This is a genomic window from Dysgonomonas sp. Shenzhen-Wh21, from assembly GCF_043392705.1.
In the GTDB taxonomy this organism is placed as follows: Bacteria; Bacteroidota; Bacteroidia; order Bacteroidales; family Dysgonomonadaceae; genus Dysgonomonas.
Genome location: NZ_JAIXHZ010000180.1, coordinates 1 through 14688, shown reverse-complemented (window position 1 = coordinate 14688; position 14688 = coordinate 1). Strand labels below are relative to the sequence as shown.

Sequence of the window (14688 nt, the reverse complement as noted above, 5' to 3'; positions counted from 1 at the left end):
ATATCATCAAAATATTTAAGTAAGTCAAAATCGCCTAATACAGCACTCAAAGACCGTTATCCAATGGTTTTGGTATCTAATTTCTATGGAAATGTACAGTCTGTATTAGGCGATTTTGACTTACTTAAATATTTTGATGATATTATAGAATCGGCTGTTGTCGGTATAAGAAAACCCGATCCTGCCATATTTGGATTAGGCGTTGAGAAGCTTGGTCTTCCGGGCTCTTCCATTGTAGTTATTGGAGATTCTTATACGAAAGACATTGTTCCTGCTACAAAAAATGGATGCCAAACTATTTGGCTCAAAGGCTTGGGCTGGGGTGACGATGACGAAAATGCTACGGCTGATATAATTATAACGGATTTCATGGAGTTGAAATCTATCTTTCAATTAGATTGAAAGGCAATACTTGAATACATTGATAATACTATAGAGTCAGTCTGACTATCTGCTTTAGTAATGGATACCGTTTGTATGGTAGAAAAGCCCGGGTTGGGAGAATAAAGTAAAACAGATCTTCACTGAAACTATACTATTATATAGGATTTTATGAATTCGGGAGATAATATCCTGATGAAGTAAAGTCTCCGGTTTAAAGGATTACTGCGGGTTGCAGTGTATTTTAAAAATTAATTAAAAATGGAAAAAGTACAAGTGAAAGAAGCCAAGGGTAAACTTGGTATTCTAACAATTGGTGTTGGAGCTGTTGCTACAACATTCATGGCAGGAACGTTATTAACACGTAAAGGGCAAGGTGTTCCTGTAGGTTCAATTACACAGTTAGCTACAATGCGTCTGGGAAAAAGGGAAGAAAATCGCTTTCCGAAGATTAAAGACGCTGTACCTTTGGCAGATCTTAACGATGTTGTTTTCGGTGGATGGGATATCTTCGAAGAAAATGCATACGAAGCTGCAGTACACGCAGATGTGTTGACAAAAGACGACCTGAACAAGGTGAAAGACGAATTGGAAGCAATCAAACCAATGAAAGCTGTGTTCGATCAAGATTTTGTTAAACGTCTACACGGTACATGGGTAAAATCAGCTCCTACTAAATGGGAATTAGCTGAACAAGTAAAACAAGACATCCAAGATTTTAAGACAAAAAATAATTGCGATCGTATCGTAGTTATCTGGTGCGGAAGTACTGAAGTTTTCACTCCGCTTGGTGAAGTTCATAAAACATTAGCAGCATTCGAAAAAGGACTTAAGGAAAATCATAAAGATTTAGCTCCTTCAAACGTATATGCTTATGCTGTAGTGTCAATGGGTATTCCATATATCAATGGAGCACCAAACCTTACAGTAGACATTCCTGCAATGTGGGAACTAGCAGCTAAAACTCAGACTCCTATCTGTGGTAAAGACTTCAAAACTGGTCAGACTATGTTGAAGACAGTATTGTCTCCAATGTTCAAAACTCGTATGTTGGGTCTTAATGGATGGTTCTCAACCAATATTCTTGGAAACCGTGACGGAGAAGTACTGGATGATCCGGGTTCATTCAAAACGAAAGAAGAGTCGAAACTTTCAGTTATAGACAATATTCTTCAACCAGAACTGTATCCTGAACTTTATGGAAATGTTTATCATAAAGTACGTATCAATTATTATCCTCCTCGCAATGATGACAAAGAAGGATGGGATAATATTGACCTATTCGGATGGTTGGGTTACAAAATGCAAATGAAAGTGGACTTCCTTTGTAAAGACTCTATTCTTGCTGCTCCTCTATGTCTTGACCTTGTATTGTTCTCCGATTTGGCGAAACGTGCAGGTCTGAGCGGAATACAAGACTGGTTGTCTTTCTACTTCAAGAGCCCAATGCATGAACCAAGTAAGATAGCAGAGCACGATTTGTTTATCCAATATGTGAAGTTGAAAAATACACTTCGTAAAATGATTGGGGAAGAAACTGTAGATTTTATTGATTAAATAATAATCTTATAATACTGAAAGACTGTCTAGATTATCTAGGCAGTCTTTTTTTTGTTGGCATACTTTCCCAAGATAGTTTGGTACATACATTTGTGATTTTGTGAATAAGCCAAATTTTTATTTAAGACTCAACTTAATTGTTATCAAAAATAAGAAGAGGATAACCTTAGAAAAAAGTTATCCTCTTTTTGGAAAATATATAAATGTAAAGTTCAATATTGCCTGCTCCTAGTATGTTGAAGCAGATAAAGTTTCTATATTTATTAGGATATTATTTTTTTGATTATGTTTATTGTTTTCGCCTTGAAATTTAGTTAAATGAAAATAATAGATAATTTATGTTTATATTTCTTATTAACTGTAATTTCCTTAGCATAAAATAGACTAATAGTCAGGGATAAATTAGAAATCCAATCTCAAAGAAATAAGTTTTTATGTATATTTGTAGGCTTTAGTTACTCATTAAATTAACTCTCGGAATGAATATAGCACTTATAGGATATGGTAAGATGGGGCATGAGATAGAAAAGATAGCCCTGCAAAGAGGTCACAATATTGTATCAATCATTGATATGAACAATCTGGAGGAGTTTAATTCTCCGGCATTCAAAAGTGCTGATGTTGCAATCGAGTTTTCTACACCTGATAGCGCCATACAAAATTATCGTAAATGTTTTGAAGTTGGTGTTGCTGTTGTTGCAGGAACAACAGGGTGGTTAGAACATTTGGACGAAGTAAAGAGAGCTTGTGCTGAACAGGGAAAAACTTTCTTTTATGCTTCTAATTATAGTCTTGGTGTTAATATCTTTTTTGCCCTGAATAAATATTTGGCAAAGATTATGAATAACTATCCAAGCTATGAAGTAAAGATGGAAGAAGTACATCATATTCATAAATTGGATGCGCCGAGTGGAACGGCTATCACGCTGGCTGAAGATCTTATAAAGGAGGTTGACCGCAAAGAACGTTGGAGCCTGGAAGTAGAAGAAAAACAAACAGACTTGCCTATACATTGTATTCGTGAAGGAGAAGTTCCCGGAATACATGAAATAATATATGAGTCTGAAGCAGATATTATAACTATAAAGCACGATGCTAAAAGCCGTGTGGGTTTTGCTCTTGGTGCAGTGTTGGCTGCCGAATTTACCAATGGTAAAAAAGGATTCCTTGGAATGGGTGATATGCTCAAATTTTAAAATAAGATATGGAAAAGAAGTCTTCGAATCAGCAAAATAAAAGAGAACGCCGCAAACCGGGGATGAAGCAATGGATATATGCCATTCTAGCAAGTGTTTGCTGTATTGCGTTTGTTATCTGGACCGGGTATTGGGCTGTATTGATCCTGATCCCTGTTTTTATCGATATATACATCACTAAATTTGTTCCTTGGGGTAGATGGAAACAATCTAACAACCGTCAAGTGAAGAGTATCCTCGATTGGGTCGATGCTATCCTTTTTGCACTGGTAGGAGTGTATTTTATAAATACTTTCTTTTTCCAAAACTATCAGATTCCATCTTCATCCTTAGAGAAATCTCTTTTAGTCGGTGATTTCCTATGTGTTAGCAAACTGAGCTATGGAGCGCGTTCTCCAATGACTCCGTTTTCGTTACCGTTGATGCAGCATACTTTTCCTTTCTTTGGATTTAAGTCATATCTTGAAAAACCACAGCTAGAATACAAACGATTCAAAGGAACAGGGCATATCGAGCGTAATGATATAGTTGTTTTCAACTATCCATCGGGAGATACTGTGGCTTCAAAATTTCAGGAAGTAGATTACTATGTTTTGTGCAAAGAAGCCGGAAGAAGCCAAGTTTGGACAAATAAGAATACATACGGCGACATACTTTATCGCCCTGTAGACAGACGAGAAAATTATGTAAAGCGCTGTATCGGATTGCCAGGCGAAACAATCTCTATCGTGGGTGATACTGTTTATATCAATGGTAAACCAATAGAAAGTCCTGAAAAAATGCAGTTGTTATATTGTGTGCAAACCAATGGGACAGATATATCTTCGGCTGCTTTCGATGATTTGGGATTAAGCCAGGAAGACAAAAAGAGAATAGGAATGTATCAGGATTTGGGCGAAGTGGATAGCCTTTCGTATGTGAGGGCAATTTTTCCTAAGGCTAAAAATGGAAATCCAGGACTCTTATATACTGGTGTAAATATGACTAAAGAAATGGTGGAGGAAATGAAACAAAAGCCATTTGTAGAAAAAGTAATTCCTCTAAATCAGTTTTATAAGTTGGCTAATAGAATGGGGCAAAAGTTTGTACAGCCTACTATTTATCCCATCACTTATGACATGCAAACACAACCTGGAGATTTGCATCCTCTATGGATACCTAAAAAAGGTGAAACAATTAAGTTTGATACTGATGTAGATCGTAAGGTAGCAACATATATACGTTGTATAAAGAATTATGAACTAAACGATTTTGACTATCGTGATGGAAAAGTTTACATTAATGGGCAGCAGGCTGATTCTTATACATTCAAATTGGATTATTACTTTATGATGGGAGACAACAGAGATAATTCGGCCGATTCGCGTGTTTGGGGATTTGTTCCTGAAGATCATGTTGTAGGTAAACCTTTGTTTATATGGCTCTCTTTGGATAAAGATAAGAACGGAATACGCTGGAACAGACTTTTCACATCCGGCAATAAAAAATAATAAGCTAAAATTGGGGATTGAAAAATGTCTTCAAAAAAGAAAAATATCTATACATATTTGGGCAAAGTGATTCTGATTACTTTGCTCATTGTGTTATTTATACGAACTTTTTTTGTAGAGTCATATACTATATCCTCATCTCAGATGCAAACATCTCTTCAGAAAGGTGATCAGGTACTTATTGATAAAACATCATACGGTGTTCGTTTGCCTATTACGATATTAACTGTTCCGTTTACTTTTGATAAAATATTTGGAGTTCGCTCATATCTCACATCTATAGAAGCTCCTTACAAAAGAATACTCGAGAAAAAGATTGAAAGAAACGATATTGTCTTGTTCAACAATCCGATGGATATTGGTAAGCCATTGGATAAGAAGGATCTCATCGTCAGCCGTTGTATTGCAATGCCCGGTGATACCGTTTCAGTAGAAAAAGGACTTCTATCCCTTAATCGTATAAATCATATTGCTTCTCCCGACCTTATGAATGAATATTCTATGCATATTCTCTCTTTAAAGGATATACAGGCTATAATGGAAGAGCATAATATTCCTATTCGTAGCTTGAAGCATAGAGCAGATACAATAAGTATTCTCCTGAATAAATTAGAGGCTTTTATTATTAATGAAAATATAGAAGACTCCACTGTATCTATATGTTGTAAGACCGATACAACTCAAAATTATCATTTGATAGTACCGTCGAAGGGTAAACTTATAAGTGTTAATAGTCTGAATATTAACATGTATAAGCAGCTAATACTGCAAGAACAGGAAGGTAATGCCCATGTTATTAATGATAAGTTATACATCGGGGGAAAAGAGCAGACAACTTATACGTTTCAAGACGATTACTATTGGATGTTGTCAGACAATACGAATGATGCATTAGATTCTCGTATGTTGGGCTTTATCCCTTTTAAGAATATAATAGGCAAAGTTCGTTTTATCTGGTATAGCTCTCATGATGGAAACATAAGAAAAGAACGTTGTTTTACTTCTGTAAATTGATTCTGTAATGAATATATATCTTTCATCGGCCTATTTGGCACCTATTCAGTATTATGCAAAATTTGTGCAGGGAGACCATATATTTATTGAGCAGAATGAGAATTACACAAAACAGTCGTATCGCAATCGCAGTATGATTGTTTCGGCTAATGAACCTATTCCTTTATCTATCCCTGTCGTTCATTCATCTTCCGAAAAAATATTGACGAAGGATATTCGTATTGCTGATCATGGCAATTGGCAGCATATGCATTGGAATGCGATTGTTTCGGCTTACAACTCAACTCCTTTTTTTGAATACTATCAGGATGATTTTCATCCGTTTTATCATAAGAAATATTCTTTTTTATTCGATTTTAATGAAGAACTGCGAATTCTTATTCTGGGTTTGCTCAATATGGAATTGCCTGTGATAGAATACACATCCGAATATAAGACGGCATTTGAAGATCATGAGCTCGATATGCGGGATGTGATTCACCCGAAGAAAGATTTGTCGCTAGATCCTTCCTTTGTGTCAATTCCTTATTATCAGGTTTTTGAACAAAAACTAGGGTTTGTGGAAAATATGAGTATTGTGGATTTGCTTTTTAATATGGGAAATGAAAGTCAATTGATTTTAAACAACTCTTTCCACAGATAAGCGTTCTGTTAAAGTATTTTATAACCCTATTTACCTATTTATCTATAAAACATCGTATTTTTGCGTTAAATTAAATAAAACATGGTACAGTCCATAAAGAAATATATCTCATTATCACTTGTTTTAGTAGTCACTATTTTGATCGCTGTAGCCTGTGCAAATATGGCTACGCCAACAGGAGGACCGGTTGATCTCGACCCTCCGAAGGTGGTACGTAGTTCGCCGGGTTTTAATGCAACTCGTGTGGCGAAAGGAAAAATAACGATAGATTTTGATGAGAATGTAACAATAAAGAATCCTTCGGAGAATGTGATTATCACCCCTCCGCAAAAAGCTTTTCCAATTATACACTCCGTAAACAGGCGGGTAACAGTAGAATTGCGAGATACTCTTATGCCGAATACTACTTACACAGTAGATTTTACGGATGCCATTGTAGATAATAATGAGGAGAATCCTTTAGAAAATTTTTCATATTCCTTTTCTACAGGAGATGTTGTTGACTCTTTGGCTATTTCCGGTAAGGTGATAACCGCAGATAACCTTGAGCCGGTGAAAGGAATTTTTGTCGGATTGCATGCCAATCTGGAAGATTCTGCTTTTACCAAACTGAAATTTGATCGTATCGGGCGTACCAATAGTGCCGGGGTATTTTCTATTAAGGGTGTAGCACCGGGGAAATATAAGATATACGCTTTGGCTGATGCCAACAGAGATTATATGTATGATAATCCTGCTGAGGCGATAGCTTTTATGGAAACTATAATCGAACCTACATCAGAAAGGGCTCTAAGGACTGATACCATATTTATAGAGCATGATCATGATCACGATCATGAAGCTGAAACTGCAAAGAATCAAAAACAAACACCCAAGAAAGAGATTGATACGATTAAAACAGTAGAATATACACGCTTCTTACCCGATAATATCGTTTTGAGATCTTTTAAATCGGGTTTTCAACGACAATATCTGCAAAAACATGAGCGTACACCAAATCAGCTTTCGCTGTTCTTTGGTGCACCAACAACAATGCCGGAAGTAGAGCCTCTCAATTTTAACAAAGAGAATTGGGCTATATTAGAAAAAACACCAAAGAATGATACCCTGATCTATTGGATGAAAGATAAAGCTCTGATGGCTCATGATACTCTTATGCTGCGTGTATCTTATATGAAGACAGACTCTTTAAACCAGTTAATCCCAACAACGGATACATTGAAGTTTATAGACCGTACTCGAAAGAAAGATAAAGATAAAGAAGAAAAAGAAAAGGAGAAAGAGAAGAAAAAGCTTAAAGAGGGAGAAGAGCTCCCAATTACCTTCTTAACGATTAATAATAATTTGAATTCTTCGTGGGATACCTATAAAAATATTCAGTTAGAATTTAATGAGCCTATTACGACAGATTCTCTGATAAGTAAAATCGTACTTCGCCAGAAGAAAGATAGTATATATAGCGACATTCCTGTTCAACTTGTTGTAGATTCTGTGAATCCACGAAAATATTCTATCAAAAATCGATGGACGTATGGCTCAGAATATCAGATGAGGATAGATTCGGCTTCAATTTATAGTATCTACGGATTATGGAATAATAAGCTGGAACAGAACTTTAAAGTGAAGAATGAAGATCAGTACGGACAATTGGCTATATGGGTGGAAGGCGTAGATAGTATTCCTTCTTTTATGGAAATTTTAGATAAGTCGGATAAACCAATTCGTAAATCCAGAGTCATAGATAATGTTGCGGTTTTTAAAGACGTTGATCCCGGAACATATTATGCTCGTATTGTCCTCGATAGGAATAATAATGGAGTTTGGGATACGGGAGATTATGATATGAAACTTCAACCCGAACTGGTTTACTATCTGGGCAAAGCAATCGAAGTAAAGGCTAACTTTGAGATTGAAGAGAATAACCCCGCTTGGAGGATTAATCCGAATAGCATGGATAGTCAGAAACCGTTGGATATAACGAAACAGAAACCCGAGGATAAAGAAGCGCGAAAGAAAAAACTAGAGGAAAAAGACGCTAAAAATCAACGGACTAGAAACCAAAATAATACTACTACCCAGCAGGGGAATACGACAGGTAGGAATAGAAATAGTTCTAATAATAGCTACAACAATACGAATAGCTTTTAATTAAAAACTTGGCAAACTATAAAATAAAAGTTATGGTGAAAAAAATTACAGGAATCATAATTATGCTTTCAGCTTTATTCGGCTTGAATGCAAATGCTCAATGTAAATTAAATAATACATTTTTTCAGGCAGGAGAGGATTTGTCTTATGATCTTTATTTCAAATACGGAATCATTTATACAAAAGCCGGTACTTCCTCGCTGAAAACCATTTCGGAAAAGTATAATGGCACTGACGCTTACAAAATGACATTGATGGCTCAGTCTACGGGAACTGTCCGTAAAGTATTTGCGTTAAACGATACTTTGTCGTGCTATACAACCAAAGACCTTGTGCCGTTGGCATATATCAAGGATGCATTTGAGGGAAAGGACTATACAAAAGAAGAGGTGCGCTATACGTATACCGGAAACAATGTTATTATAAGAGCAAAGCGCCACAAAAATGGATCTTTCCGTTTTGATGAGACCTTGACATCTTCTTCGTGTATATATGATATGATGAGTGTGGTTTTTTATGCTCGAACTTTAGATTTTTCTTCGATGAGAAAAGGACAAACAACAAAAACAGACTTTATCTCGGGAAAGAAAAAAGTAAATATGATTATAGAATACGATGGTATAGAAACCGTTGAAGCCAATGATAAAAATAAATACAGCTGCATAAAACTTGTATTGAGTATCATGGATGATGCCTTCAGCGATAAAAAAGAAGCCATGAAGGTATATATTACAAATGATAATAACCGCATGCCTGTACGCCTTGACTCGAAGCTGAATATCGGTTCTACAAGAGCAATTCTAAAGAGTTATAAGGGAAATAAACATCCGGTATCGACAGTAAGATAGATATATGATTTCTATAAAATACAAGGGGTTGGTTCTTACGGATCAACCTTTTTTTATGCTCTGTTTTGCAATAGAATAAGATGATTATTGCTCTTTAAATGCTAGATAAGTCCAAACCGGATAATGATCGGAATATTTAATTTTGTCAACCGTACAGTTGTATGACTGAAAAGCCATAGAGTGCATGATGAAATCTATTCGGAACCAGAATTTGTTTTCATGATAGGTGATGCCTTGTCCAAAACCAGTGTTCGCATAAGAGTCTACAAGGTTATCTCCTTTGATTGTATAATAAGCGTAAGAGATAGGTGAGTCGTTAAAATCTCCGCATACAATAGTAGCATCTGTTTCCTGTTTGTCTATGATCGAGCGTATTATTTTAGCTTGTGCTTCTCTTATCTTATAAGCTGCACCTAACCGGGTTTGTACATTCATAGCTACCTCTCCGATCATCTCTCTATCTCTCGTTTTGAAGAATTCTTTGTATAGTTTCTTGTCTTCAGATGTTATTCGGTTCGACTCCAAATGATTATTTACAAGTGTTACCTTTCTCTTATTGATCTTTAATTCATACATAGCAGATCCATTGTATGAACTTTCTAACGGGAGACGCTCAGCCTTCTCTATCGGGAATTTAGAAAAACAGGCTAATCCATATATAAGGTTTCCTCGCGATGATCCCAGCTTTATGATTCTGCTATAAGGATAATCTTTCAACTTTTGTTTTATTTCCGCCTCCGATATTATACTCTTCTTGTTCTTGCCGTTGGCGGGTGATACAGCAAATTCCTGCAAACAAATTATGTCTGCATTGCAGTTGACCAAGTATTCCAATATAGGATTGTTTCTTGCAGCTTCACCTTTCGACCAATTGAAAGCACGCACATTGTATGTGAGTACTTTTATATGCTTCTGAGGGATATCTTTTTCTTTTGTTTTAAAGTGAATTGGATAGCATGTTAATATAGGTTGCCAGAATGCACATATTGCAATCAGTTGAACCAGTGCATATTTCCATCGGAAGGTAATAACCCAAAGTATCAGATACAGGATGTTTATAAATAGGATAATAGGAAAGCCGAGCCCCAGATAAGCGATAAATGTAACTCGAGATGGAACTACATACCATGCAAGAGTTGACAAGATGAGTATGATAATAGCGATTAGGTTGGTAGCGAATACAGTATATTTGATAAATCGACCAACTCTAATCTTGGATAATTTATTTTTTACTCGCATCAAATAGCTGTTTTTTTTCGTCTGAGCTAAGGCTGCTATAACCCGAAGCTTTTATTTTGTCCAGAATACGATCTATCTCCTCTGTTTCTTTATGGCGACGTTGATTATATTGCTGGTCGGTTTCAGGTCTTTTGTATTTAACCTTCATCTTCTTTTTATAGCTTGGTTTGGTTAGGTTAGCAACAGAGTCGATTATTTTGTTTATCCATCGGGTTATGTCTTTCCCTTTCAGGTATTGTTTAGCAAATAGATAACCCATCAGGGCTCCTCCTATATGAGCGATATGTCCTCCGGGATTTGTATTGCTGTCTAGCGATATAAAATCAATAACGAAAAGGAAAAGTGCGATATAGATAATCTTTACACGGAACACCATGAAAAGGCTTACTTCGGCATTAGGCCTGTAGAAGGCAGAAGCAAAGATAATAGCCATGACTGAAGCCGATGCTCCTATCATTGGGGGATGATTCATTTCCAAATAATATGGTATCGTGTTGAATGATATGATATACAATATAGCACCTGCCAAACCTCCCAGCAAATACAGGCTTCCCAGATTTTTAGGATTGAAATAACTCAGGAATATCTGCCCAAACCAGAAGAGCATAAGCATATTGAACAGTATATGGAAGAAGTCGAGATGGACAATCATATAGGTCAATAATGTCCACGGACGTTTTATCAGTAGAGAGAGGTCTGATGTTACCGCAATGTAAGGTATTAAGTTAAATGTTTCGATCTTAAATAACTTACCTATAATACCGATAACAGAAAGAATCAAGAATACAGCGATATTAATGATTATAAGCTGTATGAGTATATCTTTCTGCTTAAACCGATATTTAATATTCTCTAAAATTGTGCCCATTTGCTTTTCCTTTCTTACGCCAGTAAAGTATTATGAAAAATCCGGTGATCAATCCCCCTAAATGCGCAAAGTGTGCGACATTATCTCCTGCACTATTTGCAATTCCTAAAAAGAGCTCAATTACTCCGTATCCTATAACAAACCATTTTGCTTTTATCGGTACAGGGAAGAAAAGCATCATTAGCTCAACATTAGGGAATAACATACCAAAAGCAACCAATATTCCGAATACTGCACCGGAAGCTCCTAATGTTGGGGGCAGTATGTTGTAGAAATCTTGTTTGTTAATTATTTGTTCTCCTATATTTACATTTATTATTGCTGAGTTAAATACAATTTCTCTGTATTCTATTGCATATACTAACTCTTGTGCTACTGCTGCTCCTATTCCAGTTAATAAATAGTATACAAGGAATCTCTTCGGCCCCCATACCATTTCAAGTGTTCTACCGAACATATAAACAGCAAACATATTAAAAAATAAATGGGCGGGGCTAGATGGATCATGCAGAAACATGTAAGTGATTATTTGATGAGGCATAAAAAGATCTGACTCAAAAAAGTGTAGCGCCAGGTATTTATCTATTTCTATAACCCTACCTAATAAAAACTGAGCTAGCCATACTAGTATATTAATGATGAGAAGGTTTCGGGTAACTACCGGAATCGAACTCATGAATCCCGAGCTATTTTGATTCATCTTGATATCTTGTTTTTTCGTTTCAAAAGCCCAAAATTACAGATATTTTTTGTTTTTCTTGAGGAAAATCACTTTACGTTTAGATATTTTCTGAATTCTAATGAGTTTTTCCTATTTTTTTTTATGATTATTAAATAAAACACTTATATTTGAGTGCCAGAACTAGAAATGTATTCAAAAAACAATTCGGTTATATAATGTTTAATTAAATCATTTACATTCAATTATTATGAACAAGACAGAACTTATCAATGCAATTGCTGAAAAATCAGGATTGAGCAAAGTTGATTCTAAAAAAGCTCTTGAAGCCTTTATTGAATCAGTAACAGAAGAAGTGAAAAAAGATGGCAAAGTAGCCCTAGTTGGTTTCGGTACATTCTCTGTAACTCAAAAAGCAGCAAGAAAAGGAATTAACCCTAGAACTAAAGCTGTTATCAATATTCCAGCTAAGAAAACTGTTAAGTTTAAAGCTGGTGCTGATTTAGCTGCACTATAATTGATTAAAAAAAGAAAAAAGAAGTAGGGAATAATCTTTCCTACTTTTTTTTATGCCCTAAAACTACCTTATAGGGTACTTTTTTCTTAGCTTTGCAACCTGAATAAGTAATTTTCAAAATCATATATGAAGCTAGAGATAAGATTACAGGAGGTAATAATTAGTGCTATAGATTCGCTCTATGGACAAGTGGTGACAGCAGGGCAGCTTTCTTTACAAAAAACAAAGAAAGAGTTTGAAGGTCACTATACTTTAGTTGTATTTCCTTTTCTGAAAATGTCGAAGAAAGGACCTGAGCAAACAGCACAGGAGATAGGAGAGTGGCTTAAAGCGAATACATCGGAGGTAAGTAGCTTTAATGTGATCAAAGGATTTCTTAATCTTACCATTGCTACTACTTGCTGGATTGATGTGTTAAATGAAGTTCATACCGTAGAAAATTATGGCATAACAAAGGCTGATGATAATTCTCCTCTGGTAATGGTAGAGTATTCATCTCCAAATACAAACAAACCTCTACATCTGGGACATATACGAAACAACCTGTTGGGGTTTGCTCTGTCCGAAGTGTTAAAAGCAAATGGAAACAGAGTTGTAAAAACAAATATAGTAAATGATCGGGGAATCCATATCTGTAAATCGATGCTCGCTTGGCAGAAATGGGGAAATGGAGAAACTCCTGAATCTAGTGGCAAGAAAGGCGATCACCTCGTTGGTGATTACTATGTAATGTTCGATAAACATTACAAAGCAGAACTTGCAGAATTACAATCTAAAGGTCTGTCTAAAGAAGAGGCCGAGGCTCAGTCTACATTGATGGCCGAGGCTCGCAATATGCTTCGTCTTTGGGAGGCCGGAGACCTTGAAGTAGTTTCGTTGTGGGAAAATATGAATAGTTGGGTTTATGCCGGATTTGACGAAACATATAAGCGTCTGGGCGTAGACTTTGATAAGATATACTACGAATCTCAAACTTATCTAGACGGTAAGGAAACCGTACTTGAAGGTTTGCAAAAGGATATCTTTTATAAGAAAGAGGATGGGTCTGTATGGGCAGATCTTACCGCAGATGGATTAGATCACAAGTTGCTGCTCCGTAGCGATGGTACTTCTGTGTATATGACACAGGATATAGGTACGGCTAAGTTGCGCTTCGATGATTTTCCGATCAATACAATGGTATATGTTGTAGGTAATGAGCAAAATTATCACTTCCAGGTACTGTCTATCCTTTTAGATAAATTAGGCTTTGAGTTTGGAAAAGGCCTTGTGCATTTCTCTTATGGAATGGTGGAATTGCCCGAGGGCAAAATGAAATCGCGTGAAGGTACTGTTGTAGATGCCGACGATCTGGTTGATGAAATGATTGCAACAGCAAAAGAAACATCGCAAGAGCTTGGTAAGCTTGATGGGGTAAGTGAAGAAGAGGCTAATAACATTGCCCGTATGGTGGGTATGGGTGCTCTGAAATACTTTATCTTGAAAGTAGACCCTAAAAAGAATATGACTTTCAATCCAAAGGAATCGATTGATTTTAATGGTAATACAGGTCCGTTTATTCAATATACACATGCACGTATACAATCGATACTGCGTAAGGCTGCAGAACAAGGAATCTCTATTCCGACAACACTCTCTGCTGATATCTCGCTAAGTGTAAAAGAAGAAGGTCTTGTGCAACAAGTTGCCGAATACGCATCAATTGTAAAACAGGCGGGAGATGAATATAATCCGGCTCTGATCGCAAATTATATATATGATTTGGTAAAAGAATACAATCAGTTTTACCACGACTATACTATCCTAAAAGAAGAAAATACAGATTTGAAGAATTTCAGGCTGATACTTTCCGATAACGTAGGGCGTGTAGTGAAAAGTGGAATGTCTCTCTTAGGTATTGAAGTTCCCGACAGAATGTAAAGCTGACAAGATAAAAACAAAACTAAAAAGAGGTTACTTATTCAGTAGCCTCTTTTTCTATATCATGTCCCGTCCTAAAATAGGTTGACACAAAACTGACTTATTTATGACACATTCCGAGATCAAGCAAAATCGGCGTAAACAGAGCGATTATCCACTCCCCTTTAAATTACAGGTTATCCGTC

13 protein-coding genes are annotated in these 14688 nt (G+C 36.2%); 10 read left to right on the top strand and 3 right to left on the bottom strand.

All coding sequences use genetic code 11. The features are described 5' to 3' along the window. The 8 genes from LDB17_RS12945 to LDB17_RS12910 all read left to right on the top strand — a co-directional run. The coding region (locus tag LDB17_RS12945; protein ID WP_393925062.1) for an HAD family hydrolase at positions 1-402 on the top strand (402 nt) is incomplete at its 5' end. A 240-nt stretch (positions 403-642) separates the two neighbouring features. After that, positions 643-1938, top strand: a complete 1296-nt coding sequence (locus LDB17_RS12940; protein ID WP_006841908.1) for an inositol-3-phosphate synthase — start codon at positions 643-645, stop codon at positions 1936-1938. A gap of 482 nt (positions 1939-2420) precedes the next feature. Next, positions 2421-3137, top strand: coding sequence for a 4-hydroxy-tetrahydrodipicolinate reductase (gene dapB, locus LDB17_RS12935; RefSeq protein ID WP_252637883.1), 717 nt, complete (start codon positions 2421-2423; stop codon positions 3135-3137). An 8-nt stretch (positions 3138-3145) separates the two neighbouring features. Beyond that, positions 3146-4627, top strand: a complete 1482-nt coding sequence (gene lepB / locus LDB17_RS12930) for a signal peptidase I (protein ID WP_252637882.1) — start codon at positions 3146-3148, stop codon at positions 4625-4627. A 24-nt stretch (positions 4628-4651) separates the two neighbouring features. Further along, positions 4652-5641, top strand: coding sequence for a signal peptidase I (lepB, locus tag LDB17_RS12925; protein WP_252637881.1), 990 nt, complete (start codon positions 4652-4654; stop codon positions 5639-5641). A 7-nt stretch (positions 5642-5648) separates the two neighbouring features. After that, positions 5649-6284, top strand: a complete 636-nt coding sequence (locus LDB17_RS12920) for a WbqC family protein (RefSeq protein WP_252637880.1) — start codon at positions 5649-5651, stop codon at positions 6282-6284. 81 nt (positions 6285-6365) lie between these two features. After that, on the top strand, positions 6366-8432 hold the full coding sequence (locus LDB17_RS12915) for an Ig-like domain-containing domain (protein WP_252637879.1): 2067 nt from the start codon (positions 6366-6368) through the stop codon (positions 8430-8432). 32 nt (positions 8433-8464) lie between these two features. Then, positions 8465-9280 (top strand): DUF3108 domain-containing protein, encoded by an 816-nt coding sequence (locus LDB17_RS12910; RefSeq protein ID WP_006841914.1) that lies wholly within the window; start codon positions 8465-8467, stop codon positions 9278-9280. 84 nt (positions 9281-9364) lie between these two features. Here LDB17_RS12910 and LDB17_RS12905 read toward each other — a convergent pair whose 3' ends face one another. From LDB17_RS12905 to LDB17_RS12895, 3 genes are read right to left on the bottom strand one after another with little or no spacing between them, the layout of a single operon-like run. Next, positions 9365-10519, bottom strand: coding sequence for an endonuclease/exonuclease/phosphatase family protein (locus LDB17_RS12905; protein WP_252637878.1), 1155 nt, complete (start codon positions 10517-10519; stop codon positions 9365-9367). Continuing rightward, positions 10503-11387 (bottom strand): rhomboid family intramembrane serine protease, encoded by an 885-nt coding sequence (locus LDB17_RS12900; protein ID WP_252637877.1) that lies wholly within the window; start codon positions 11385-11387, stop codon positions 10503-10505. Before LDB17_RS12900 ends, LDB17_RS12905 begins: the two co-directional genes overlap by 17 nt. Next, positions 11362-12063: a rhomboid family intramembrane serine protease gene (locus tag LDB17_RS12895; RefSeq protein WP_252638043.1), complete on the bottom strand. Its 702-nt coding sequence runs from the start codon at positions 12061-12063 to the stop codon at positions 11362-11364. Before LDB17_RS12895 ends, LDB17_RS12900 begins: the two co-directional genes overlap by 26 nt. Before the next feature lie 253 nt (positions 12064-12316). Between LDB17_RS12895 and LDB17_RS12890 the strand changes: the two genes are divergently transcribed. Further along, a complete protein-coding gene (locus LDB17_RS12890) occupies positions 12317-12583 on the top strand; it encodes an HU family DNA-binding protein (protein WP_006841918.1) in 267 nt (88 codons plus the stop codon). A 126-nt stretch (positions 12584-12709) separates the two neighbouring features. After that, the gene (gene argS / locus LDB17_RS12885) at positions 12710-14503 is read left to right on the top strand and encodes an arginine--tRNA ligase (protein WP_252637876.1); all 1794 of its coding nucleotides are present in this window, start codon (positions 12710-12712) and stop codon (positions 14501-14503) included. Positions 14504-14688 lie beyond the last annotated feature (185 nt).

Excerpts from the sequence above, each read along its gene's own strand:
- LDB17_RS12910 (WP_006841914.1), top strand. The coding sequence starts at position 8,465 with ATGGTGAAAAAAATTACAGGAATCATAATTATGCTTTCAGCTTTATTC.
- LDB17_RS12900 (WP_252637877.1), bottom strand. The coding sequence starts at position 11,387 with ATGGGCACAATTTTAGAGAATATTAAATATCGGTTTAAGCAGAAAGAT.
- dapB (WP_252637883.1), top strand. The coding sequence starts at position 2,421 with ATGAATATAGCACTTATAGGATATGGTAAGATGGGGCATGAGATAGAA.
- LDB17_RS12890 (WP_006841918.1), top strand. The coding sequence starts at position 12,317 with ATGAACAAGACAGAACTTATCAATGCAATTGCTGAAAAATCAGGATTG.
- lepB (WP_252637882.1), top strand. The coding sequence starts at position 3,146 with ATGGAAAAGAAGTCTTCGAATCAGCAAAATAAAAGAGAACGCCGCAAA.
- LDB17_RS12920 (WP_252637880.1), top strand. The coding sequence starts at position 5,649 with ATGAATATATATCTTTCATCGGCCTATTTGGCACCTATTCAGTATTAT.
- lepB (WP_252637881.1), top strand. The coding sequence starts at position 4,652 with ATGTCTTCAAAAAAGAAAAATATCTATACATATTTGGGCAAAGTGATT.
- LDB17_RS12905 (WP_252637878.1), bottom strand. The coding sequence starts at position 10,519 with ATGCGAGTAAAAAATAAATTATCCAAGATTAGAGTTGGTCGATTTATC.
- LDB17_RS12895 (WP_252638043.1), bottom strand. The coding sequence starts at position 12,063 with ATGAGTTCGATTCCGGTAGTTACCCGAAACCTTCTCATCATTAATATA.
- argS (WP_252637876.1), top strand. The coding sequence starts at position 12,710 with ATGAAGCTAGAGATAAGATTACAGGAGGTAATAATTAGTGCTATAGAT.
- LDB17_RS12940 (WP_006841908.1), top strand. The coding sequence starts at position 643 with ATGGAAAAAGTACAAGTGAAAGAAGCCAAGGGTAAACTTGGTATTCTA.
- LDB17_RS12915 (WP_252637879.1), top strand. The coding sequence starts at position 6,366 with ATGGTACAGTCCATAAAGAAATATATCTCATTATCACTTGTTTTAGTA.